The following is a 19,493-nucleotide window of genomic DNA, read 5'->3' as shown; positions in this document are numbered from 1 at the left end:
AGGGCGGGCGAGGAGGGCGCTAGAGCGCACCGGTGGGGTGGAATTGGGGCGAACAGGTTAACGGCTGCGACGCGCCGGCGCCGCGCATGCGCGCACCTAGCTGCGCCGGGGACGGCGGACCGCTCTCACATTGCCGCGAGGGCCGCCTCCGCAGAAGAACCGGTCGCCGCCGTCGGACTCCAACCCTGAAACCATCGTCCCGGCGGGCAGGTCGAGCTGCTCCAGCACCTTGCCGCTCTCGGGGTCGATCCGCCTGATGTCGCTATCCTCGCCCTCCCAGGTGCCATGCCAGAGCTCGCCGTCGACCCAGGTGACGCCAGTCACGAAGCGCCTGCTCTCGATGGTGCGGAGGATCTTTCCCGTTTCCGGATCGACCTGATGGATCTTGCGCTCGCGATATTGACCGACCCAAAGCGAACCCTCCGCCCAGGCCAATCCCGAATCGCCACCGCCGCCGGGTGAGGGGATGGTGGTGAGCACCTTGCCGGTGGCGGCGTCGATCTTCTGGATGCGATCCTCCGCGATCTGGAACAGGTGCCGGCCGTCGAACGCTGTCCCCGCATGCGCGGCGACGTCGATGGAGCGTGCGATCGTGCCGCTGGCGGGATCGACCGCATTCAGCTTGTCGCCGGATGCGAACCAGACATGGGTGCCGTCATAGGTGACGCCATGCACGGCCTCCACACCCGCAAACGGTCCGTACTCCCTGACGATCTCGGCGGCTGAACGCTTCATGTGCTCGATCCCTGTGATGTGTTCGCAATCCTACGTCTTCAGGAGCGGTCCGGGGAGTAACAAGCCTGTCGGGAAACCCGGGACCGGGGGCGTCATCCAGCGTCGGGCCCGTCCGTGTCCGAAGGACTGCACCTTGTTCGACCGCGCCAGCTCTTCGAGCGCCCGCTGCACGCTGCGCGCGCTCGTTCCCAGCGCCAGCGCGAGCGCCGAGCTCGACCAGGGCTCGCCGTCGGAGAGGAAGGCGAGCACCGCGGCGTGCTTTTCCTCGACGGGACGTGCCAGCACGAGGACCTCTCGCGTCTTGCGCGGTGACAGCGCAAAGCCCTGCTTCGTTGCGCTCACGTCGGCGAGGGGCTTGAGCTTCGCGCGGAGCCGGCCGATCTCGACCCGGAGCCGGGCGCGATGCGATTCATCGACGTGCCTCGCCCGAAACGCCGCGGTCATCAGCGCCTCGCGGGACACGTCCGCGGGCCACGCCTGCGCCAGGGGGCGGGCAAGCGCGAACAGCACCGGTCGCGTTCCGAACGAGATGACGATGCCTCCCTTGCGAACGGTGTGATGAAACGTGTCCACGACAAGCGCTTTGGACGCCGCCAGCGCTTCGACCTGTCCAAGCAAAAGCGGATGCTCCTTGCCACGCGCGATCAGGCGCGCCGCGGGCGTGTCGAGCACGAGGTTCGCACTTTCGACCTCGGCCGTGAGCGCAGCAATGCCGGCCAGCTGCGCTGCACGTGCCGCGCGGCCGAGCGCCGCGCGCGCGTCCTTCGTTCTGAGCCGCCGGATTGCGATGCCGGCGACCACGAGCTCGCGCACGACTTGCGATGCGGGCGGAAGCGGGGCCGCGCCGAGCTCGGCCAGCGTGCGCTCGGCCTCGTCGAGACGCCCGACAAGGAGGAGGCGGCGCGCCTCGATGTGACCCGCATGGGCGGCATTGGCGAGATCGCCGTGCTTTTCGAGCGTCGCGCGCGCCGCAGCAAGCGTTTTCACCGGCCAGTTCAGGTCGCGCGAGACGAGCGCGATCTCGGCTTCCGCGACCACGCATCTTGCGCGCGCCACCGCCTCTCTTGGGCCGAACGCGCGTGCGGCGCTGCGCAGCAGCGTCTTCGCCTTCGCGAGATCGCCCAGCTGCGCCATCGCGATGCCGCGCAGCGCCAGCGACGGCGCATCATTGCGCAGCGCAACGCGGTTCAGCGCGCCGAGCGGATCGCCGGCCTCTAACGCACGCGCGGCGGCCGTGATCAGCGACTCCATGACAATCCCGCCACACTTGTTACTCCCACCGCGCAACCGCTTGGTGCCAGAAATCGTTGACGACCGACAATGTGCGGTGAGGGGCGCGCGGTTCCGCGCGACGCGGAATGGCCGCCCCGGCAAGACGTCAAGCAAGAGGTTTGGAGAGTCATGATGACATCAGCAGACAAAGCAGGGACGAACGGACAGACCGCCATGCAGACACCGCCGGTGGTGTCGCCGCAGGACTGGGAGGCCGCCCGTCAGCAACTGCTCGTGAAGGAAAAGGCGCATACCCGTGCCCGCGACGCCCTGGCCGCCGCGCGCCGGCGCATGCCGTGGATGGAAGTCAGCAAAACCTATGCGTTCGAGGGGCCCGGCGGCAAGGTCAGTTTGACCGACCTGTTCCAGGGCCGGCGGCAGCTGATCGTCTACCGGGCCTTCTTCGAGCCGGGTGTGTTCGGCTGGCCCGATCATGCCTGCCGCGGCTGCTCCATGGTGGCCGACCAGGTCGCCCATGTCTCGCATCTCAACGCCCGCGACACCACGCTCGTGTTCGCCTCGCGCGCCCCGCAGGCGGACATCGCGCGGCTGAAGAAGCGAATGGGCTGGACCATGCCGTGGGTCACCGTCACTGACAGCTTTGACGCCGATTTCGGCGTCGACGAATGGCACGGCACCAACGTGTTCTACCGCGACGGGAACCGCATCTTCCGCACCTATTTCGTCAAGAGCCGCGGCGACGAGCAGATGGGCGGCACCTGGAACTACCTCGACATCACGCCGCTCGGCCGGCAGGAGGTCTGGGAGGACTCGCCAAAAGGCTATCCGCAGACGCCGACCTACAAATGGTGGAACTGGCACGACAGCTACACCGAAGGGGCCGCGCCCGACAAGAAGTGGGTCGAGATCTCGGACGCCGGCGAGAAGGCCTTTCGCGAAGAGGCTGCGGAAGGACGTGACTAGCCCCGTCAGCGCAACCGCCGGCGCCAGCCGCGATGGCGTCGTGGCCGCGCGCCACCTCGCCAGATGGCTTGGGCTGGCGGCCACGCCGACCTTTGCGAGCATGGCCGCGTTGACGGCCATGCTCGGCGGCGGGCAGGACATGCTGTGCGCCGCCGGGCACGCATCCGTGCTCGGCGGCATGGTGCCGATGTATCTCTTGATGAGCGCGTTTCACTCGGCGGCGTGGCTGAGGTTGATTTCGGAGCGGCGGGGCGGGGTCGGTCGCTAATGCGGCCCCGGCATCACCGGGGCCGCGTCACGTCGCTTCCGTCGAAGAACAGGACCATCAGGATCTCATCGTAGTATCTGTCGCCCACCTTCAACGCCTTCATGCCGCGACCGTATTCGACGAAGCCGGCTGCCGTGTAGAGCCGCAAGGCGGCGACGTTCTCGCTAACGACGACGAGATGGAGCTGCTCGACGCGCTGCGCAGCGTGCGCTGCCACCGCATCGACGAGCAGTCTCCCCGTGCCGGACTTCCGCGCTGGGGGCTGCACATACATCCCCCAGAGCATCGCCTTGTGCGCGGTCTTCGCGCCGTCCTCCCGCCGGAAGCCAGCGGTCCCCACGAGCTCGCCTGCGATGAACGCTCCGAAGACGTCCGATACCGAGAGGCGCTCCTCGAACCAGGCAAGCGGCATGTCCTGCTCGCGTTCGAACGTGCTGGCGAAAGCTTCGGGATTGGTCGCGAGGGCTTCCAGCCTGACAGGACGGTAGAGAGCTGCGTCGGCGGGCGTGAGCAGTCTGATCATGGCTATGAGAGATGCGCCAGCGGCAATGGCGCGCCAGCCTTCAAGGTCTGGATTGCGATGCTGCTGCGCACCTCCCGCACGATGGACAGGTTAAGAAGCTTGTCGACGAGAAAGCGCTGGTAATCCTCCAATTCCGGCACGACGATTTCGAGGAGGTAGTCAGCCTCCCCGGAAACGAGGTGACAGGCAACGACCTCGGGCATGGCCACGACCGTCCGCTCGAAGCTCAGCGCCTGATCGTTGGCATGGTCGTTGATCTTGACGCCGAGGAAGGCCGAGAAGCCTAGCCCGAGGCGGCCACGCCGCAAGGCGGCGCGGTAGCCGTCGATATAGCCGTCCCGCTCCAACCGCCGGACCCGCCGCAGGCAGGGCGATGGCGACAATCCGACCTTGTCCGCCAGTTCGATATTGCTCAACCGAGCATTGCTCTGGAGTTCGGTGACGATGCGCCGGTCGATCGCATCCAGCTCGCATTTTGGCATGAACTGCATCCTGTTGGACCATGAATGGCACAATGTTGCGCCCGAGCCGGCGAGACTAGCCTAGTTCGCTAGGACATGCCCCGGCTTTCCGTGGGAAGGATGGCGCCGACCTTGCTGCTGATGGAGTGAGCCATGACCGAAAGCCCTGATGTCGCGCCTCTGCTGGAGATGGTCGATCGTTACTTCACGCTGATGTACGACAATGACGTTTCGCAGTTCGACCGCGTCTTTGCGCCGACGGCGCAGCTCCACGGATTTCGCGATGCCGACTTGCGGATATTGCCGGTGAACGACTATCGAGCGATGCTGGCGTCGGCCCCGTCGCCGAAATCGAAGAATGCACCGCGCCTTCAGGAGATATTGCTGATCGATGTGACTTCGCCTGCGCAAGCCCTGGTGAAGGTTCGCGTTCGGATCGATCTGCTCCAATATGTCGACTATCTCGCGTTTCACTGCATCAATGACACTTGGCTGATCACAGCGAAGTCGTTCCACGTCGAGCGGAGGTATGAGCCGGCTGCCGCGTAGCGCCGGGCCCTATTGCCCGCCCGCCGCCTGCAAATAAGCAACGATCTTGCCCGCTTCCTCGGCTGACACGCCGCCATAGGGCTGCATCTTGTTGCCGGAGACGACCTCGTCCGGCTTGACCATGAAGCGGGTGAGCTTGTCCTGGTCCCAGGTGAAGCCGGCCTCTTTCATTGACGAAGAGTAGTTGTAGTTCGGCAGCGAGCCGGCCTTGCGTCCGACGATCTTGCTGAGGTTGGGACCCAGGCGATTGTCGCCTTCCTTCACGGAGTGGCAGGTGCGGCATGAATTGTTGAAGGCCTGCTGGGCTGCCTCGTCGCCCGCCGGCTGCTGCGCGAGCGCGGAGGGCGCGGACAAGAGCAGCGTCAACACACCGGCGCAGGCGATCGCGCGGGGCCATGGGCCTGGCGAGGTTTGCGGGCGTGATTGCATCTGCGCCTCCATCGGTGATCGCGCGGCAGCACGCACACGCGAGATGTCGAGGGCAAACGAAAACGGCCCCGGTGGGTTCCGGGGCCGTTTGCGTCAGAATGTCCTGTCGCTCAGCGCGTTGCGCTGCCGAGATCCGCCCTGCGCTCCGTCATCGGCAGCACGATCACCTTGGTACCGACGTTGACGCGGGAATAGAGGTCCGAGACGTCGTCGTTGGTCAGGCGGATACAGCCGGAAGAGACGCGCTTGCCGATGGTGTCGGGAGCGTTGGTGCCGTGGATGCGGTAGATGGTGCCGCCGAGATACATGGCGCGGGCCCCTAACGGGTTGCCGGGACCGCCGGCCATGTGGCGCGGCAGATAGGGCTGGCGGGCGATCATTTCGGGCGGCGGGGTCCAGGCCGGCCACTCTGCCTTCCTGGTCACCGACTGGACGCCGGACCAGGTGAAGCCGTCGCGGCCGACGCCGATGCCGTAGCGCAGCGCCTGGCCGTTGCCGAGCACGTAATAGAGATAGGTGTTGGGCGTATCGATGATGATGGTGCCCGGCGCCTCGCGCGTCGCGTAGGAGACGGTCTGGCGGCGGAAGCGCGCCGGCATCTCCACCGCGTCCTGATCTTCCGAAGGCGCGGCCTGATAAGGCGTCGCCTGGTAGGGCTGATAGGGCTGCAGCGGCTGCGGCGCGGTCATCGGCGGCAACGGCTGGAAGAAGGGGAAGAACTGCACCGGCGCGGCCTTTGCCGTGCCGGCGAATGCCACTGCGGAGATCGCGACTGCGCCAAAAGCAACGGCGCGCGAATACGTCTTGAACGTGTCCAGATTGAACATTTGATCGCCCCTGTTTGCTCGGTGTTTTTGACCACCGCGGCACCGTTGCGGTGCTCCGTTGCCCAAGATCACTAACGGCAAAACGTTTCGGGACATTTGCGCGGAAAACCGAAAACGGTTTCGTGGCGGAAAGGATTGTTTCATGACAGTTTCGTGGCCGCAGGGGTTCGTTAACGAACAAAACAGTGGGCCGACACTTCTGTGACGTCACACGCCTGAAATATCCTTCGTTGATGGTCCTAAGCCGAGAATCATCAACTCTCGGGATTCCCCCATGCGGGTATTAATCGCGACTGACGCTTGGCATCCGCAGGTTAACGGTGTGGTGCGGACGCTGACCTCGCTGGCGAATGCGGCCAAGGCCCTCGATGTCGAGATCGATTTCCTGACGCCGGACGGCTTCCGGTCGTGGCCGCTGCCGACCTATCCGGGCCTGCGCATTGCGCTGCCGAGCGGAAAGGAGATCGCGCGGCGGATCGAGAAGGCGGCGCCCGAAGCGCTGCACATCGCGACCGAAGGCCCGATCGGCTGGGCCGCGCGGGCCTATTGCCGCCGCAACCGGCTCGCGTTCACCACCTCCTATACGACGCGCTTTCCCGAATACGTGTCGGTGCGGACCGGCATCCCGGCGAGCGTCGGCTATGCCGTGCTGCGCCACTTCCACGATGCCGCCGCCATGACCATGGTGGCGACGCCGTCGCTGCGGCAGGAGCTGTCCGAGCGCGGCTTCAAGCGGCTCGGCTTCTGGACGCGCGGCGTCAACACCGAGCTGTTCCATCCCGATGCGCCGGCAAAGCTCGACCTGCCGGGGCCGATCTTCATGACCATGGGCCGCGTCGCGGTGGAGAAGAACCTCGAAGCGTTCCTCTCGCTCGACCTTCCCGGCACCAAGGTCGTCGTCGGCGACGGCCCGCAGAAGGCGGCGCTGGAGAAGAAGTATCCGGATGCCGTGTTCCTCGGCGAGAAGAAGGGCGCGGACCTCACCGCGCATCTCGCTGCCGCCGACGTGTTTGTGTTCCCGAGCCTGACCGACACGTTCGGCGTGGTGCAGCTCGAGGCGCTCGCCTGCGGCACGCCGGTCGCGGCGTTTCCGGTGACGGGTCCGAAGGACGTCATCGCCGATCATCCGATCGGCGCGATCGACCATGATCTGCGTACCGCGTGCCTGCGCGCGCTGACGATGTCGCGCGAGACCTGCCGCAACTTCGCGCTGGAGCGCTCCTGGGAAAACAGCGCGCGCCAGTTCGTCGGCAACCTCACCTCACTTCAGCCCAGCCGCGTCTTGCGCGCCTCGCCGGTCATGGCGCGGCGGCCGGTGCGCGGTTGATCGAACCTTTGAACCACAGCGAGAACCTCATCGATGGCTAAGATCATGAACCTTGACGGCACCCAGCAGCTCGACCTCACCCGTGGCACGGTCGAGCAGGCCTATGACCGCTGGGCGCCCGTCTACGATCTCGTGTTCGGCGGCGTGTTCGCCAAGGGCCGTCAGGCCGCGATCGCGGCCACCAACAAGATCGGCGGCCGCGTGCTCGAGGTCGGCGTCGGCACCGGCATCTCGCTGCCGCTTTACGCGCCGCATCTGCGCATCTTCGGCACCGACATTTCGGAAGCGATGCTCGACAAGGCGCGCCAGCGCGTTACCGAGGGCAATCTGAAGAACGTCGAGGGCCTCGCGGTGATGGACGCCGAGAAGCTCGAATTCCCCGACAATTCATTCGACGTCGTGATGGCGCAGTATGTCGTCACCGCCGTGCCGAATCCGGAAGTGGCGCTCGACGAATTCGCCCGCGTGCTGCGCCCTGGCGGCGAGCTGATCATCCTCACCCGCGTCAGCGCCGACACCGGCGTGCGCCGCTTCATCGAGCAGAAGCTCCAGCCGGTGGTGCGTCCGCTCGGCTTCCGTACCGCCGAGTTCGCCTGGTCGCGCTATGCGAAGTGGCTCTCGGGTGCCAAAGGCATCGAGCTCGCCGAACGCCGCCTGATTCCGCCGCTCGGCCATTTCTCGCTGGTGCGCTTCCGCAAGGTCGACGTCGCCAAGGCGGCGTGAGCGAGGCTGCGTAAGAGCGGCGGTGCAATCCGCCGCTCACGCGTTTACGTGCGTCATCGCGCCGCTGCACATCGTCACATGACAAAATGATGATGTCACACGGCCTACATCGAATCCCTGTAAATCCAGAACCCGAAGCATTTTGGGGGAGAGCATGATCAAGAATTATCTCGAGCAGCTGCGGATCCAGCGCTGGGACGACCATCGCTACTATCACCACAGCCGCATCAATCAGAGCCTGCACTTCGTCAGCGCGCTGAGCTTCCTCTTCGCCTATGTCTGGCTGTTCGTCGATCCCATGATCTCCGCGCTGGTCGGCTGGCTGGTCTCGATGACCTCGCGCCAGGCCGGTCACTTCTTCTTCGAGCCGCACGATTACGACCACATCAACCAGGCGACGCACGAGTACAAGGAAGACATCAAGGTCGGCTACAACCTTCAGCGCAAGGTGGTGCTGATGGCGATCTGGGCGCTGTCGCCGCTGGTGCTGGTCGTCGATCCGACCTTGTTCGGCCTGTTCACGCCCTGGGCTTCCGCGACCGACTTCATGCGTCAGGTCGCCAAGATCTGGCTGGTGATCGGCGGCGGCGGTCTTCTGTTCCGCACCGTGCACCTGTTCTTCATCCGCGACGTCGAGACCGGCCTCGTCTGGATGACCAAGATCCTGACCGACCCCTTCCACGATCTGATGCTCTATCGCAGCGCTCCGCTGGCGCTGATGCGCGGCGAGCTGATGGACCCCGGCCTGCACCTCAACCCCGAGCACACGCTGGGTCTCATCTCCGAGCCGACGCTCGAAGAGCAGCACGCCTGAGCGCGCCGTCGTCCAGACCGCAAATGTCTATGGCTTACGTCATGCCCGGCCTCGTGCCGGGCATCCACGTCTTGGGGGCTTCTTCTTCGCCTCTCCCCGCGCGCGGGGAGAGGCCGAATTTGCGCGCAGCGCGAATTCGGGTGAGGGGGGCTATCCGCGGGGGCGTTGCTAGTGGGGTGTCCGCCAACTCTCACCGCGCTCGCGGAGAGTCCCCCTCACCCCGACCCTCTCCCCGCAGGCGGGGAGAGGGAGAGGAGAGGGCGGTGTTCGGGGCGGACGAACCAGCCTCAGCGCCCGAAGCGCTTGGCCAGCATCTCCTTCAGGATTTGCCGCTTGATGTTCTTGTTGGTGAGCACGCCGTCGTGCCACCAGAAGCCGTCGGCTTTCATCTTCCCGGCCGCGCGGACGAAGCGTTCGGCGACCTCGGTGAAGTCGGCGTCGGTGTAGTTCAGGCTGAAGATCAGCCGGCCGGTGCCGACCCAGCTCAGCGACAGGCCTTCGGCGCGCAGATAATATTGCAGCATCCAGTTGTAGCGGGACGGCGTGGTGTACTTCACCGTCCAGATCGACGAGAAGTTGGCGAACCGCACCGGCAGGTCGGCATCGGTCATCATCTGGTTGAGCTTTTGCGTGCGGCCGTTCCAGGTCGCGTCCAGCCCGTCATAGATGGCGCGGAAGTTCGGGCTGGCGAGCCGGCTCAGGAACTCGTCCATCGCGGTCATGACGTAGGGATGCGAGTTGAAGGTGCCGCGGGCAAAGCAGATGTCGGCGGGACGATCGTCGCGGAAGCGGCGCATCAGCTCCTTCTTGCCGCAGACCACGCCGACCGGCAGGCCGCCGGCGAGGCTCTTGCCGTAGGTCACCATGTCGGCCTTGACGCCGAAATATTCCTGGGCGCCGCCGGCGGCGAGACGGAAGCCGACGAAGACTTCGTCGAAGATCAGCACGATGCCGCGCTCGGTGCAGACCTCGCGCAGCTTCGTAAGCCACTCGGTGTAGGCCGCGCGATCGAAATTGCCGCCGCGGGAGCTGTCGACCAGCGAGGAATCGCCGGGCGCGTTGGCGTTGGGATGCAGGCCCTGCAGCGGATTGACCAGCACGCAGGCGATGTCCTTGCGCGTGCGCAGGACATGCAGCGTCTTCTCGGACATCTCGGACAGCGTGTAGGTCTCGTGCGCGGCGATCGGGTTGCCGACGCCGGGCTGCACGTCGCCCCACCAGCCGTGATAGGCGCCGGCGAAACGAACCAGGTGCGTGCGCTTGGTGTGGTAGCGCGCCAGCCGCACCGCCTGCATCACGGCCTCGGTGCCGGACATGTGGAAGGAGACCTCGTCGAGGCCCGAGATCTGGCAGAGCCTCTGCACGTTCTCGAGGATGACGGGATGGTAGGGGCCGAGCACGGGACCGAGCGCATGCGCCCGCTTCTCCGAGCCTTCGATGCACTCCTTGTAGAAGTCGTTGCCGAAGATGTTGACGCCGTAGGACCCCGTGAGGTCGTAGGAGGTGTTGCCGTCGACATCCGTGACGGTGACGCCGCTGGACGATTCCATGAAGGTCGAGGTGCCGAGATGCTCGCGAACGAGACGCGAGAACTGGAACGGCACGCGGTAGGTCTCGGTGAAGTGCAGGTCGGAGATCGTCTCCGCCGCTTCCTTCGTCATCGCGCGACCCTTGGGGTAGCGCTCGGCGTAGAGAGCTGCGAGACGGAAGAAGGCGTCCTTGCGCTGCGTCACTATGTTCGCCGGAGCGCCGTCGCAGCCGAAATAGCGATCACCCTCGAACTCGTAGAACGGCAGCAGCTTTGCGACCCTGCGGGACATCTTGGAGTGCCCGGCGAGCGAGCGATGCTTGGCGCGGGACAACTCGACCCGCGCCTTGATCTTCGGGAGGACGGCGGCAGCGGACGCTGCGGCGGCCACGGAAAATGAGAGAATCGGGAGTGTCGTTTCCATGACAACAAGCGCTAACCCTGCGAGCTGACAGATTCATGACAGTCAAAGCCCTCATCGCCTCTTTCACCCAGCAGGAAGACCTCAACTTCCTGTTGACCAACCGCATCCCCCGCGCGGCGCTGACCCGCTTCATGGGCTGGTTCTCCAAGATCGAGAATCCCCTGGTGCGGGACGGCTCGATCGCGCTGTGGAAGCTGTTCTCCGACCTCGATCTGTCGGAAGCACGCAAGAGCCACTTCAAGAGCCTGCACGACTGCTTCACCCGGGAGCTCAAGCCGGGCCTGCGGCCGTTCGATCCGGATATCTCCGTCGTCGCCAGCCCGTCGGACGGCATCGTCGGCGCCCACGGACGCATCGCCGACACCGAGCTGTTCCAGGTCAAGGGCGCGCCCTATTCGCTGCTGGACCTCGTCGGCGATTCCGCGCTGGTCGACCAGCACCGCAACGGAAGCTTCGTCACGTTGCGGCTGACCTCGAGCATGTATCACCGTTTCCATGCGCCCTTTGATGCGCATATCGAGCGCGTCACGCTGATCCATGGCGATGTCTGGAACGTCAATCCGATCGCGCTGAAGCGGGTCGAGCGCCTGTTCTGCAAGAACGAGCGCGCCGTGATCCGTACGCATCTGTCGACCGGCGAGGCGGTGACGCTCGTGCCGGTTGCCGCGATCCTGGTCGCGAGCATCCGGTTGCACTTCCTCGACATGGTGCTGAACGCACAGACACGCGGTCCGGTCAATTTCCCCTGCGATGTCAACGTCACCAAAGGCGAGGAGCTCGGCTGGTTCGAGCACGGCTCGACAATCATCATCCTGGCGCCCGGCGATTTCACGTTTTGCGACGGTATCGCCGAGGGTACGCGCATTCGTGCGGGTCAAGCGCTGTTGAAGCGAAACTAGCCTTCAATCCGCCGTCGCCGCGGCCTATATGGTTCGCGGGCTGTTCGACGATACGGATTTGGTGATGGCGCGGGCGCCGGTCATGGCGGCGGGTGGTATTGTGCTGCGGCGTGGTGCGCCGCCGCTGGTTGCTGTCGTGCGCCAGCGCAAGCGTAATGAATGGGTCTTGCCCAAGGGTAAGCTCGACGATGGCGAGACGCCGAAGGAAGCCGCGCATCGCGAGGTGCTGGAGGAGACCGGCCACGACGTCGCCATCCACGAATTTCTGGGGACGCTGGTTTATCAATCCGGTGGCCGCTCCAAGGTCGTGCATTTCTGGCGCATGGAGGCCAATGGCGGTCCTGTTCGCAAGCTGATGAACGACATCAAGGCGGTGGACTGGCTGACGCTGGAGGATGCGCTCGCGCGCCTGTCGCGCGAATACGAGCGCGCGTTCCTGACCCAGATCGGCCCGATCGCGCTTGCGGCGGCCGGGCTGGCCTCGCCGCCCGATCCGGAGCCAACGCCGCCGCTGGCGGCAGACCACATCGATGCAGCCCTGCAGACGCTGACACCGGCGGAAGCTGCTTCTGTCGACGAGCTGCGGCATGGCTTGTTGCAGAAGGTGAAGGCCTGGCTGCGCGGCGAAGCGTGAGCAAGCACGATCTGCGCGCTTCTCTTCACCTCGCCCCGCTTGCGGGGAGAGGTCGGATTGCATCGAAGATGCGATCCGGGTGAGGGGGACTCTCCGCGAGTCCCTCTCGCCATTTGTGCGGAAGCAGGCCCTCACCCCAACCCTCTCCCCGTGAGAACGGGGCGCGGGAGTGCGCCGACAGCGCGGCGCGCACTACACTCTACCGCCGCTCCTTCTTCTCCTTCGGAGCGGGCGTTGGCCTTCGTGGTGCCGCAGGACGTTGCGCGGCGGGGAGGCGTTGCTGAAATCCGCCGGGGCGTTGCAGGCCCGGCTGTTGAGCCGCGGGCGGCTGGCCAGGCTGCGCGCCGGTGTGCGGCAGTTGCGGCTGTGTGGCCGGCTGCTGCTGCGGTCCGCCTGGCTGCGACGGCACGACTCCTCCGGGCCGATTCTGCCCGCGTTGTGGCTGGGTTTGCGGTGTGCCTTGTCCGGCGCGCGGCGGACCTCCTGCGCCTTGCTGCTGGCCGGGCTGCGGCTGGCCCTGTTGCTGCTGGCCTTGCCGCTGCTGACCTTGACCCGCGCGCGGGGCGGCCGGCTGCACTGCGCCGCCTTGTTGTCCTTGGCCCTGCCGCTGCGGCGGCTGCGCGCCCTGACGGTTTGGCGTGCCCGGCTGCTGCTGACCTCGTCGGTTGTCCTGACCGGGCTGGCCGTTCGGCCGCTGCGGCTGCTGACCCGGCGTCGTGCTCGGCCGCAATTGCTGCTGTTGCGGCTGGAACGGCCGCGGGATGCGCGGGCTCGCGGTCGGATTGGCGCGGCGGAAGTCGCGCTGCTCGGTGACGATCTGGCGGCCCGTGGTCTGCGCCAGATGCACCTGGCTGACGAAGCCGCGGTCGCGCGCGATCTGCTGCGGTGGAATCGTGATCGGCACCGCGGCAAAGCGCATGACGCCTGCCGTGGCTGCGCCCGGCCGGATCGCAAAGCCGCTGGAGGCTTGCGTCAGCGCGCCGAGCCGCGTGCCGCTGCTGCGGTCGTCGACGTCGATGTGCCCGACGCGGCCATCGGCATCGGGATAGAGTTTGATGTTGACGTTGCTCGTGCTGTTCGCCGCGGCGCCTTCGGGCACGTCGACGACGCCGGTGGTGCCGCGGATGCCGAGCGTTGCCGTCGGCGTCGTGATCTTCATGTCGCCGGTCTTCGCCACCGCTGCCGCGACGAAGGCGACCGTGCCCTTGCCGATGTCGAATATCCCGGAGTTCTGCTTGCCGCCGTCCTCATAGACGTAATTGTCGATGGTGATCTTCGAGCTGGCGGAGAGGTTGAACGTGGTCGCGTCATTGAAGGTGATGCCGAGCGTGGAGTTCGACGAGGTCTGCACGATATCGTTGAGATAGATGTCGTCGCGCGCGCGCAGCGGATACGAGTTCTTGTCGCGGACCACGGTCGCGATTCCCGTCACGGTCGCGACGTTGCCGATCGGCTCGACGGCGGCGGGTTGGGCGTCCGCGGCGGGCGCAGGCGAAGCCGATGGCGTCGGCGAGGGGGCGGGCGCCGGCTGCGCTTGTGGCTGCGCCTGCGCAAGCTCGATGGCGTCGGATGCCAGCGCCACGTCGGCGCCGGCCAGCGGCAAGGCCAGCAGGGCAAGCGCAACGGCGAAGCGGCGCCAGGCTACCAATGAAGTCACGAGGGGATCCCGGTGAGAACGCGAGGCGAGGGCGGCGGATTTCAGCCGGGGGCAGCTGAATGGTGGATGAACATATTGTCGCAGGGGAGGGGCGGACGTTCAAGGGCAGGCTCCTCAGGGCGAGGAGATAGAGTGAGGCTGTCGCGCGAGATCCCGGGTCGATGCTCTGCATCGCCCGGGATGACGATCGTACGGGATGACGCCTTCGGCGTCAGCTCACGCGCTTCCAGGTCTGGCCGCCGCAGAACATGCCGCCGAAGGCACAGCCCTGCACGCGCATCGCGTTCGGGCCCTTCATCGTGACGGTCGAGTCGTAGTTGCGGCCGGAGTCGGGATCGTGGATGCGGCCGCTCCACTTCGCGCCGTCGGGCTTCATGTTGATCAGGATGCGCTCGTTGGACTTCACGGCGTAGCCGCAGAGATTGGCGCCGCACTGTTCGACGCGGACATTGCCCTTGTTCTCCTCCGTCGCCCACACGCCGATCGGCGAGTTGGCAACCGCCACGGGCGCGGCGGCCACCGGAGCCGGAGCGGGTGCAACAGCGACGGGAGCGGGCGCAGCAACGGGAGCCGCAGCGGGCGCGGGCTGCGTGGTGGTGTCGTAGCTGGCGGCCGGAGCAGCGGTAACGGTGGTGGTGGGAGCCGCGGGCGCGACGACCGCAGGCGCGGCCGGCACGGTCGCCTGGACCGGTGCCTGCTGCACGGGCTGCTGCTGCACCGGAGCCGGCGCGGGCGGCGCGGTCGTGGCGGGAGCCGGCGTGTCGTCGACGTCGTCGTCCTTGGAGCCGAGGCCGTTGAGGTTGATGTTATTCAGCTTGATCGGCTTGTTCGACAGGCCCGGCGCGACGATGGTCACGCAATTGAGCGAGGCGCAGTTGCGCGGCGTCTCGATGCGGATGTGCTGGCCCTCGATCTGGAACGAGATCGAATTGCCGGCATGCGCGGCGGTGGCCGAAGCGAGGAAGAGCGCGGTGGCGGCGATGGTGAGCTTGCTCATGACAACCTCCGAAATTTGTGCGGGCCCGGTATGGACTGGTGTCGCGGGTGGATGAGGCGTGGTTCGACCCTAGGCCTGCTCCGTCCGGCCTTCTGTGATGGACGTCACTACGGCTCGCGGCCGCCTGGGTGAGCCAGCGCACATTCAGCCGCGATCCATCCCGCGTAACGTCGTCGCGGACAAAGAGGGAGGCGCCGATGAAGCGGCTTGCGACATCGCTTGGCACATTGATCGCTTTGATGGCGATTGCGCCTTCCGCCGAGGCCGGTTCCTACAGCTTCTCGATCGGTGGCCACCGGTTTCGTGTCGAGGCGCCCAGGAATTGCCGGTCGGCTTCCTGCGTGTCGATCTCCAATCGCAGCTTCAGGCCTAAGGAAGATGTCGGCAAGGCACCGGCGCCGCCGCCTGCGCCAGCGCCGGTCGTCCAAGCGCCGCAGCCGGTCTATCCGGCCGCGGTCCGGCCGCCACAACCGACCGTCGCCGTTGCGCCGCCCCCGGCGCCGCCTGCCCCCGTTCTTGCCGCGACGACGTCGCAGTCCGTTGTGCCGGCGCCTGCGCCAAGATTGGAGGCACCAAGAGCCGAGGTGCTGAGCCCCAGTCCGCCGCGTGTTGATCTCCAACGCGTCGATCCGCCGAAGGCTGCTACGCTCGATCCGCCGGTTATCGCCCCGAGTCCCGAGATCAAGCAAACGTCATCGATCGCACAGCGCGGCAATGACGAGCCGGCCTATTCGCCGCTCGGTGAATGGGAGAGCGCAGGCGCCAAGGGCACGGTTCGCATCGAACGCTGCGGTCCCGCGCTGTGCGGCTATGCGCTGGCCGAAGCGTCTAACCGGGGCGAGAGCGTGCTCGTCAACATGAAGCCGAAGACGCACGACGTCTGGACCGGCAGCATCTACAGCCGCTCCAGCGGCAGCACCTATTATGCGACGATGACGCTGAAGGCCTCCGGCAGGCTCCATGTCGAAGCCTGCGCGCTCGGCCGCTTCTGGTGCTCCGGCAACGACTGGAGGCGGGTCGAGGAGCCGCGGGAGGAAGTGGTCACGACCTCGCGCCAATGGGGCGCGCGGTCATAACGGATCGCGACACAAGCGCAAGAAGGGACGTGAAGAGCGGCAGCCTTCGATGCGTTTGATGTGCCGCTAGATCATGCCGAGCACGATGGCGCCGACGAAGGCCAGGGCAATGTACGCGGTGATCACGCTCAGTCTTCCGGCAAACGTCATGAGGTCGCTCCCTCTGTTGCCGCCCTGCGCGAGAGCATCATGGTTAACAGGAAGTCTCTCTCCGAAAAAGGCAGCCTCGCTGCCGCTCGTGCCGGGCCGCGCAGATGCATGCGCGCCGGTATGGTTAAAGAACACTGAAATCAACACGTTGAAGAGTCTTTAAGTAAATTCACCGAACGTGCGTGCATGACGCGCGGAGTTCGTTTGTATCTCGTCGGCTCCATCGTCCTTGTTTCGCTTGCGGGTTGCGGACGTGGCTTTTTCCAGGCCGAGCGTGAACCGTGGCGGGCCGAGGCCGAAGCCGCATGCCTGAAATCGGGCGCGGTGAAAGAGAGCGCCGACATCGTCCGCATCGACCCGATCTCCGGCCCCGGACAGTGCGGCGCCGAGTTCCCGTTGAAGGTCGCCGCCCTCGGCGAAGGCTCGAGCAGCTATGGCTTTGCCGACGAGGAACTGCGCCCGCCGGGCAGCATCGGCAACCAGCCGCGCTGGCCGGTGACGCAGCCGCGATCGAACACTCCGCAGAGCCAGAACTATCCATCGTCCTATCCGCAGCGGTCGAACTATCCCGAGAGCGCGGCGCGCCAGCCTTCCGGCTATGGCGCATCGTCCGGACCGATGCCGCTGAATGCGCCCGGCGTGGCGGCGCAGGAGGACGAGATCGATTTGCCGCCCGATGGCACCGATGCTGCGGGCGCTGCGCGCTACATGAATGCGCCGAGCTATCCGGCGCGACCGGCGCCTTACTCGCAGGCGCCCGCGCAGCAGCCGTTGCCGCGCCTCGGTCCCGCGCAGGGCAATCCCGTCACCGCCGTCGGTCCCGTTGCGATCAAGCCGACCGCGATCCTGGCCTGTCCGATCGTGTCCGAGCTCGACCGCTGGCTCGCCGACACCGTGCAGCCCTCGGCGATGCGCTGGTTCGGCGTTCGCGTCGCCGAGATCAAGCAGATCTCGGCCTATTCCTGCCGCGGCATGAACGGCAATTCGCATGCCCACATCTCCGAGCATGCCTTCGGCAACGCGCTCGACATCGCGGCCTTCGTGCTCGCCGATGGTCGCCGCGTTACCGTGAAGGACGGCTGGCGGGGCATGCCGGAAGAGCAGGGATTCTTGCGCGATGTGCAGTCAGGTGCCTGCGCGCATTTCACCACGGTGCTGGCGCCGGGATCGAACGTCTATCATTACGATCACATTCACGTTGATCTGATGCGCCGCGCCAGCCGCCGCCTGATCTGCCAGCCGGCCGCCGTCTCCGGCGACGAGGTCGCCGCGCGCGCGCAATCGCGCCGGCCCTATGCGAGCGCGCGTGAGCCGTCCGTGACCGGTTCGCTCGGTCGCAAGATAACGACGCGCAAGCACGAAGAAGACGAGTACGCCGACGAATAGGCAGAGGAAGCTTTTCTTGTAGCCCGGATGAGCGAAGCGATATCCGGGACCGTGTTCCCGCATATCGCTTCGCTCATCCGGGCTACGATCGCGTCAACTCGAATGTCCATCGTCCGCTATCTCACGCATCCGCAGGTGCAAATCGATCCTGATGTGCCGGTGCCGCAATGGGGGCTCAGCCCGGTCGGCCGCGCGCGCACCGAAGCCCTGGTGAATGCGAGCTGGCTCTCCCGCACCACGCAGATCATCTCCAGTGCCGAACGCAAGGCGATCGAGACCGCCGAGATCATCGCGGGCAGGCTCGGCATCATGATCGAGATCCGCGAGGCTATGCACGAGAACGATCGTTCGGCGACGGGCTTCCTGAAGCCGGCCGAGTTCGAGCAAGTCGCCGACCAGTTCTTCGCACAGCCTCATCTCAGCGTCCGCGGCTGGGAGCGTGCCGTCGATGCGCAGGCGCGCATCGTGCGCGAGACCAAGGCGGTGCTGGCGCGCAATCGTCCCGGCGACATTCTCTTCGTCGGCCACGGTGCCGTCGGCACGCTGTTGTTTTGCCATACTGCCGGCCATCCCATCGATCGCGTTCACGATCAGATGGGCGGCGGCGGCAACTGCTTCGCGTTCACCCTGGAAGGGCGCCGTGTCCTGCATGGGTGGCGCAAGATGGAAGAGGTCGGGACTTAGCTTTGCAGAGCTAGACGCTCATTTTGAAGCTGGCTTCGACGGTGCCGGCACCAGCCCCATGCACCGCTGCACCTCGCCCGGGACGTTGTAGGTCCGCATGATATGGCGGCTGTCGCGCAAGCCGGACGCCTCACGCTGCACCACGAACATCCAAAGCGCCTGGCCGGCCTCCAGCACCAGCTTGCGCCTTGCCGGTTGCATCGAGGCCGGCGTCTCCGGAAGCGCATGAGCGGCATCGAATTCGCGCAAGCGCGCAAGGCTCTGCTCGAGTGTGTGGCCCATCCGTCCAAGCGCCGAGGCCTGTTCCTGGACAATTTCGTAATGAAGGATATCGACCGGCGGGCGAAGATCACGGGACATGGCACTCAATATAGTGCCGCGGGAGCGGCCCGCGCAACGCGTGGCCTGCTGCTGCTACTTCGCCCGGTACGCCGCGAGAAACATCCGCGTCGCGCTGTCGACCACTTCGGTCATGCGCTCTTCCGACGGCGCGGGCGCGGCCTGGAAAACGAACGGCAGGAAGAGCGAGGCCTTGCACAGTTCCATGAACTGCGAGGCCGCAAGGTCGCAGTCGTCGATCTTGAGATCGCCGGCGGCGACATGGATTTTGAGATATTCGGAGAGCCGGTTGATCGTCTTGTCCAGCACGCGCAGATAATAGCGGCGGCCGACATCGGGCATGCGCTCGGCGATCGCCATCACGGTGCGGATCGCTGATCCGCCGCCGGGCCGGCACAGCAAGTGGATGTAGACCTGGCCAAAATCCTTCAGCGTGGTCTCGGCGTCGCGCGCCGGATCGAAATTGAACATGACCTGGCCGTGAAAGAGCGCTTCCTCCTCGAGGATGGCTTCAAACAGCGCGCTCTTGTCGGCGAAGTACACGTAGAGCGTGCCCTTGGAGACCTGCGCGGCACGCGCGATCTCGCCCATGCTGGCGCCGTCGAAACCAAGATCCATGAACACCTTGCGGGCCCCGTCCAGAATCTGGCGGCGCTTGGAACTGTCCTCCTCCTGGATGACGTGCAGATGTTCGCTGGCAGCTACAACCATTGGTTCAGCGTCTCGGAAGGTTTTTGGATCGGGCCCGACCCATGAAACCCAAATAAAGGATTCGGGCCAGTAGGGTCTCGACGGGAACATTATGTATATTGACCGAACCGTTCGGTCAATGATATTTGGAACAGGCGAGAGGGAACCGTCCGCTGG

Annotated in this window: 23 protein-coding genes; 11 read left to right on the top strand and 12 right to left on the bottom strand. The window is 65.8% G+C overall.

Annotated elements, in window-relative coordinates; translation table 11 throughout:
* Nucleotides 1-96 precede the first annotated feature (96 nt).
* Both NLM25_RS35640 and NLM25_RS35635 read right to left on the bottom strand, forming a co-directional pair.
* On the bottom strand, nt 97-735 hold the full coding sequence (locus NLM25_RS35640) for a PQQ-binding-like beta-propeller repeat protein (RefSeq protein WP_254139998.1): 639 nt from the start codon (nt 733-735) through the stop codon (nt 97-99).
* A 30-nt stretch (nt 736-765) separates the two neighbouring features.
* Entirely contained in the window at nt 766-1,986 is a 1,221-nt protein-coding gene (locus NLM25_RS35635; RefSeq protein ID WP_254139997.1) for a helix-turn-helix domain-containing protein, read from the bottom strand.
* A gap of 150 nt (nt 1,987-2,136) precedes the next feature.
* Here NLM25_RS35635 and NLM25_RS35630 point away from each other — a divergent pair, with 150 nt between their 5' ends.
* Nucleotides 2,137-2,931 carry a DUF899 domain-containing protein gene (locus tag NLM25_RS35630; RefSeq protein WP_254139996.1) on the top strand — a complete coding sequence of 265 codons (795 nt, stop codon included), beginning with the start codon at nt 2,137-2,139 and terminating at the stop codon, nt 2,929-2,931.
* Entirely contained in the window at nt 2,924-3,199 is a 276-nt protein-coding gene (locus tag NLM25_RS35625; RefSeq protein WP_254139995.1) for a hypothetical protein, read from the top strand. The genes NLM25_RS35630 and NLM25_RS35625 overlap by 8 nt, the downstream gene beginning before the upstream one ends.
* 13 nt (nt 3,200-3,212) lie before the next feature.
* Here the strand turns inward: NLM25_RS35625 and NLM25_RS35620 are convergent, their stop codons facing one another.
* Complete coding sequence (locus NLM25_RS35620; protein ID WP_254139994.1) at nt 3,213-3,722, bottom strand: GNAT family N-acetyltransferase; 510 nt, start codon at nt 3,720-3,722, stop codon at nt 3,213-3,215.
* A gap of 2 nt (nt 3,723-3,724) precedes the next feature.
* Nucleotides 3,725-4,204, bottom strand: coding sequence for an Lrp/AsnC family transcriptional regulator (locus NLM25_RS35615; protein WP_254122521.1), 480 nt, complete (start codon nt 4,202-4,204; stop codon nt 3,725-3,727).
* 132 nt (nt 4,205-4,336) lie between these two features.
* Here NLM25_RS35615 and NLM25_RS35610 point away from each other — a divergent pair, with 132 nt between their 5' ends.
* Complete coding sequence (locus NLM25_RS35610; RefSeq protein ID WP_254139993.1) at nt 4,337-4,732, top strand: nuclear transport factor 2 family protein; 396 nt, start codon at nt 4,337-4,339, stop codon at nt 4,730-4,732.
* A gap of 9 nt (nt 4,733-4,741) precedes the next feature.
* Here the strand turns inward: NLM25_RS35610 and NLM25_RS35605 are convergent, their stop codons facing one another.
* Together NLM25_RS35605 and NLM25_RS35600 are read right to left on the bottom strand one after the other, a co-directional pair.
* Nucleotides 4,742-5,161 carry a cytochrome c family protein gene (locus NLM25_RS35605; RefSeq protein ID WP_254139992.1) on the bottom strand — a complete coding sequence of 140 codons (420 nt, stop codon included), beginning with the start codon at nt 5,159-5,161 and terminating at the stop codon, nt 4,742-4,744.
* Between the two features lie 110 nt (nt 5,162-5,271).
* Nucleotides 5,272-5,988 (bottom strand): L,D-transpeptidase, encoded by a 717-nt coding sequence (locus NLM25_RS35600; RefSeq protein ID WP_254122518.1) that lies wholly within the window; start codon nt 5,986-5,988, stop codon nt 5,272-5,274.
* A gap of 274 nt (nt 5,989-6,262) precedes the next feature.
* Between NLM25_RS35600 and NLM25_RS35595 the strand changes: the two genes are divergently transcribed.
* The 3 genes from NLM25_RS35595 (at nt 6,263) to NLM25_RS35585 (ending at nt 8,852) form a co-directional block, all read left to right on the top strand.
* Nucleotides 6,263-7,315 (top strand): glycosyltransferase family 1 protein, encoded by a 1,053-nt coding sequence (locus NLM25_RS35595; RefSeq protein ID WP_254122517.1) that lies wholly within the window; start codon nt 6,263-6,265, stop codon nt 7,313-7,315.
* Between the two features lie 33 nt (nt 7,316-7,348).
* Nucleotides 7,349-8,038 carry a methyltransferase domain-containing protein gene (locus NLM25_RS35590; RefSeq protein WP_254122516.1) on the top strand — a complete coding sequence of 230 codons (690 nt, stop codon included), beginning with the start codon at nt 7,349-7,351 and terminating at the stop codon, nt 8,036-8,038.
* A gap of 154 nt (nt 8,039-8,192) precedes the next feature.
* Nucleotides 8,193-8,852, top strand: a complete 660-nt coding sequence (locus NLM25_RS35585; protein WP_014492925.1) for a hypothetical protein — start codon at nt 8,193-8,195, stop codon at nt 8,850-8,852.
* 287 nt (nt 8,853-9,139) lie between these two features.
* Here the strand turns inward: NLM25_RS35585 and NLM25_RS35580 are convergent, their stop codons facing one another.
* Nucleotides 9,140-10,804, bottom strand: a complete 1,665-nt coding sequence (locus NLM25_RS35580) for an aminotransferase class III-fold pyridoxal phosphate-dependent enzyme (protein ID WP_254139991.1) — start codon at nt 10,802-10,804, stop codon at nt 9,140-9,142.
* Nucleotides 10,805-10,839: 35 nt separating this feature from the next.
* On the opposite strand from NLM25_RS35580, the gene asd reads away from it, so the two are divergent.
* Both asd and NLM25_RS35570 read left to right on the top strand, forming a co-directional pair.
* Nucleotides 10,840-11,703 carry an archaetidylserine decarboxylase gene (gene asd, locus NLM25_RS35575; protein WP_254139990.1) on the top strand — a complete coding sequence of 288 codons (864 nt, stop codon included), beginning with the start codon at nt 10,840-10,842 and terminating at the stop codon, nt 11,701-11,703.
* A gap of 64 nt (nt 11,704-11,767) precedes the next feature.
* Nucleotides 11,768-12,337, top strand: coding sequence for an NUDIX hydrolase (locus NLM25_RS35570; protein WP_254139989.1), 570 nt, complete (start codon nt 11,768-11,770; stop codon nt 12,335-12,337).
* A 199-nt stretch (nt 12,338-12,536) separates the two neighbouring features.
* On the opposite strand, the gene NLM25_RS35565 is transcribed toward NLM25_RS35570, so the two are convergent.
* A complete protein-coding gene (locus NLM25_RS35565) occupies nt 12,537-13,985 on the bottom strand; it encodes a FecR domain-containing protein (protein WP_256571069.1) in 1,449 nt (482 codons plus the stop codon).
* A gap of 220 nt (nt 13,986-14,205) precedes the next feature.
* The gene (locus tag NLM25_RS35560) at nt 14,206-14,991 is read right to left on the bottom strand and encodes a DUF2147 domain-containing protein (RefSeq protein WP_254139987.1); all 786 of its coding nucleotides are present in this window, start codon (nt 14,989-14,991) and stop codon (nt 14,206-14,208) included.
* A gap of 197 nt (nt 14,992-15,188) precedes the next feature.
* Between NLM25_RS35560 and NLM25_RS35555 the strand changes: the two genes are divergently transcribed.
* On the top strand, nt 15,189-16,067 hold the full coding sequence (locus tag NLM25_RS35555) for a DUF2147 domain-containing protein (protein ID WP_254139986.1): 879 nt from the start codon (nt 15,189-15,191) through the stop codon (nt 16,065-16,067).
* Nucleotides 16,068-16,133: 66 nt separating this feature from the next.
* On the opposite strand, the gene NLM25_RS35550 is transcribed toward NLM25_RS35555, so the two are convergent.
* Complete coding sequence (locus tag NLM25_RS35550) at nt 16,134-16,364, bottom strand: hypothetical protein (RefSeq protein WP_254122509.1); 231 nt, start codon at nt 16,362-16,364, stop codon at nt 16,134-16,136.
* Between the two features lie 39 nt (nt 16,365-16,403).
* On the opposite strand from NLM25_RS35550, the gene NLM25_RS35545 reads away from it, so the two are divergent.
* Both NLM25_RS35545 and NLM25_RS35540 read left to right on the top strand, forming a co-directional pair.
* The gene (locus tag NLM25_RS35545; protein ID WP_254139985.1) at nt 16,404-17,603 is read left to right on the top strand and encodes an extensin family protein; all 1,200 of its coding nucleotides are present in this window, start codon (nt 16,404-16,406) and stop codon (nt 17,601-17,603) included.
* 102 nt (nt 17,604-17,705) lie between these two features.
* Nucleotides 17,706-18,287, top strand: a complete 582-nt coding sequence (locus tag NLM25_RS35540; RefSeq protein WP_254139984.1) for a histidine phosphatase family protein — start codon at nt 17,706-17,708, stop codon at nt 18,285-18,287.
* Nucleotides 18,288-18,305: 18 nt separating this feature from the next.
* Here the strand turns inward: NLM25_RS35540 and NLM25_RS35535 are convergent, their stop codons facing one another.
* Both NLM25_RS35535 and NLM25_RS35530 read right to left on the bottom strand, forming a co-directional pair.
* On the bottom strand, nt 18,306-18,647 hold the full coding sequence (locus NLM25_RS35535; RefSeq protein ID WP_254139983.1) for a DUF6665 family protein: 342 nt from the start codon (nt 18,645-18,647) through the stop codon (nt 18,306-18,308).
* Between the two features lie 54 nt (nt 18,648-18,701).
* Complete coding sequence (locus NLM25_RS35530; protein WP_254122505.1) at nt 18,702-19,337, bottom strand: TetR/AcrR family transcriptional regulator; 636 nt, start codon at nt 19,335-19,337, stop codon at nt 18,702-18,704.
* Between the last annotated feature and the right edge of the window lie 156 nt (nt 19,338-19,493).

Origin of the sequence: Bradyrhizobium sp. CCGB01 (genome assembly GCF_024199795.1) — a bacterium.
GTDB lineage: Bacteria > Pseudomonadota > Alphaproteobacteria > Rhizobiales > Xanthobacteraceae > Bradyrhizobium.
This window is presented reverse-complemented; position numbering and strand designations above follow the sequence as displayed.

What these genes read in the sequence shown, in the direction of transcription:
- NLM25_RS35640 (WP_254139998.1), bottom strand. Translation starts at nt 735, where the DNA reads ATGAAGCGTTCAGCCGCCGAGATCGTCAGGGAGTACGGACCGTTTGCG.
- NLM25_RS35635 (WP_254139997.1), bottom strand. Translation starts at nt 1,986, where the DNA reads ATGGAGTCGCTGATCACGGCCGCCGCGCGTGCGTTAGAGGCCGGCGAT.
- NLM25_RS35630 (WP_254139996.1), top strand. Translation starts at nt 2,137, where the DNA reads ATGATGACATCAGCAGACAAAGCAGGGACGAACGGACAGACCGCCATG.
- NLM25_RS35620 (WP_254139994.1), bottom strand. Translation starts at nt 3,722, where the DNA reads ATGATCAGACTGCTCACGCCCGCCGACGCAGCTCTCTACCGTCCTGTC.
- NLM25_RS35615 (WP_254122521.1), bottom strand. Translation starts at nt 4,204, where the DNA reads ATGCCAAAATGCGAGCTGGATGCGATCGACCGGCGCATCGTCACCGAA.
- NLM25_RS35610 (WP_254139993.1), top strand. Translation starts at nt 4,337, where the DNA reads ATGACCGAAAGCCCTGATGTCGCGCCTCTGCTGGAGATGGTCGATCGT.
- NLM25_RS35605 (WP_254139992.1), bottom strand. Translation starts at nt 5,161, where the DNA reads ATGCAATCACGCCCGCAAACCTCGCCAGGCCCATGGCCCCGCGCGATC.
- NLM25_RS35600 (WP_254122518.1), bottom strand. Translation starts at nt 5,988, where the DNA reads ATGTTCAATCTGGACACGTTCAAGACGTATTCGCGCGCCGTTGCTTTT.
- NLM25_RS35595 (WP_254122517.1), top strand. Translation starts at nt 6,263, where the DNA reads ATGCGGGTATTAATCGCGACTGACGCTTGGCATCCGCAGGTTAACGGT.
- NLM25_RS35590 (WP_254122516.1), top strand. Translation starts at nt 7,349, where the DNA reads ATGGCTAAGATCATGAACCTTGACGGCACCCAGCAGCTCGACCTCACC.
- NLM25_RS35585 (WP_014492925.1), top strand. Translation starts at nt 8,193, where the DNA reads ATGATCAAGAATTATCTCGAGCAGCTGCGGATCCAGCGCTGGGACGAC.
- NLM25_RS35580 (WP_254139991.1), bottom strand. Translation starts at nt 10,804, where the DNA reads ATGGAAACGACACTCCCGATTCTCTCATTTTCCGTGGCCGCCGCAGCG.
- asd (WP_254139990.1), top strand. Translation starts at nt 10,840, where the DNA reads ATGACAGTCAAAGCCCTCATCGCCTCTTTCACCCAGCAGGAAGACCTC.
- NLM25_RS35570 (WP_254139989.1), top strand. Translation starts at nt 11,768, where the DNA reads ATGGCGCGGGCGCCGGTCATGGCGGCGGGTGGTATTGTGCTGCGGCGT.
- NLM25_RS35560 (WP_254139987.1), bottom strand. Translation starts at nt 14,991, where the DNA reads ATGAGCAAGCTCACCATCGCCGCCACCGCGCTCTTCCTCGCTTCGGCC.
- NLM25_RS35555 (WP_254139986.1), top strand. Translation starts at nt 15,189, where the DNA reads ATGAAGCGGCTTGCGACATCGCTTGGCACATTGATCGCTTTGATGGCG.
- NLM25_RS35545 (WP_254139985.1), top strand. Translation starts at nt 16,404, where the DNA reads ATGACGCGCGGAGTTCGTTTGTATCTCGTCGGCTCCATCGTCCTTGTT.
- NLM25_RS35540 (WP_254139984.1), top strand. Translation starts at nt 17,706, where the DNA reads ATGTCCATCGTCCGCTATCTCACGCATCCGCAGGTGCAAATCGATCCT.
- NLM25_RS35535 (WP_254139983.1), bottom strand. Translation starts at nt 18,647, where the DNA reads ATGTCCCGTGATCTTCGCCCGCCGGTCGATATCCTTCATTACGAAATT.
- NLM25_RS35530 (WP_254122505.1), bottom strand. Translation starts at nt 19,337, where the DNA reads ATGGTTGTAGCTGCCAGCGAACATCTGCACGTCATCCAGGAGGAGGAC.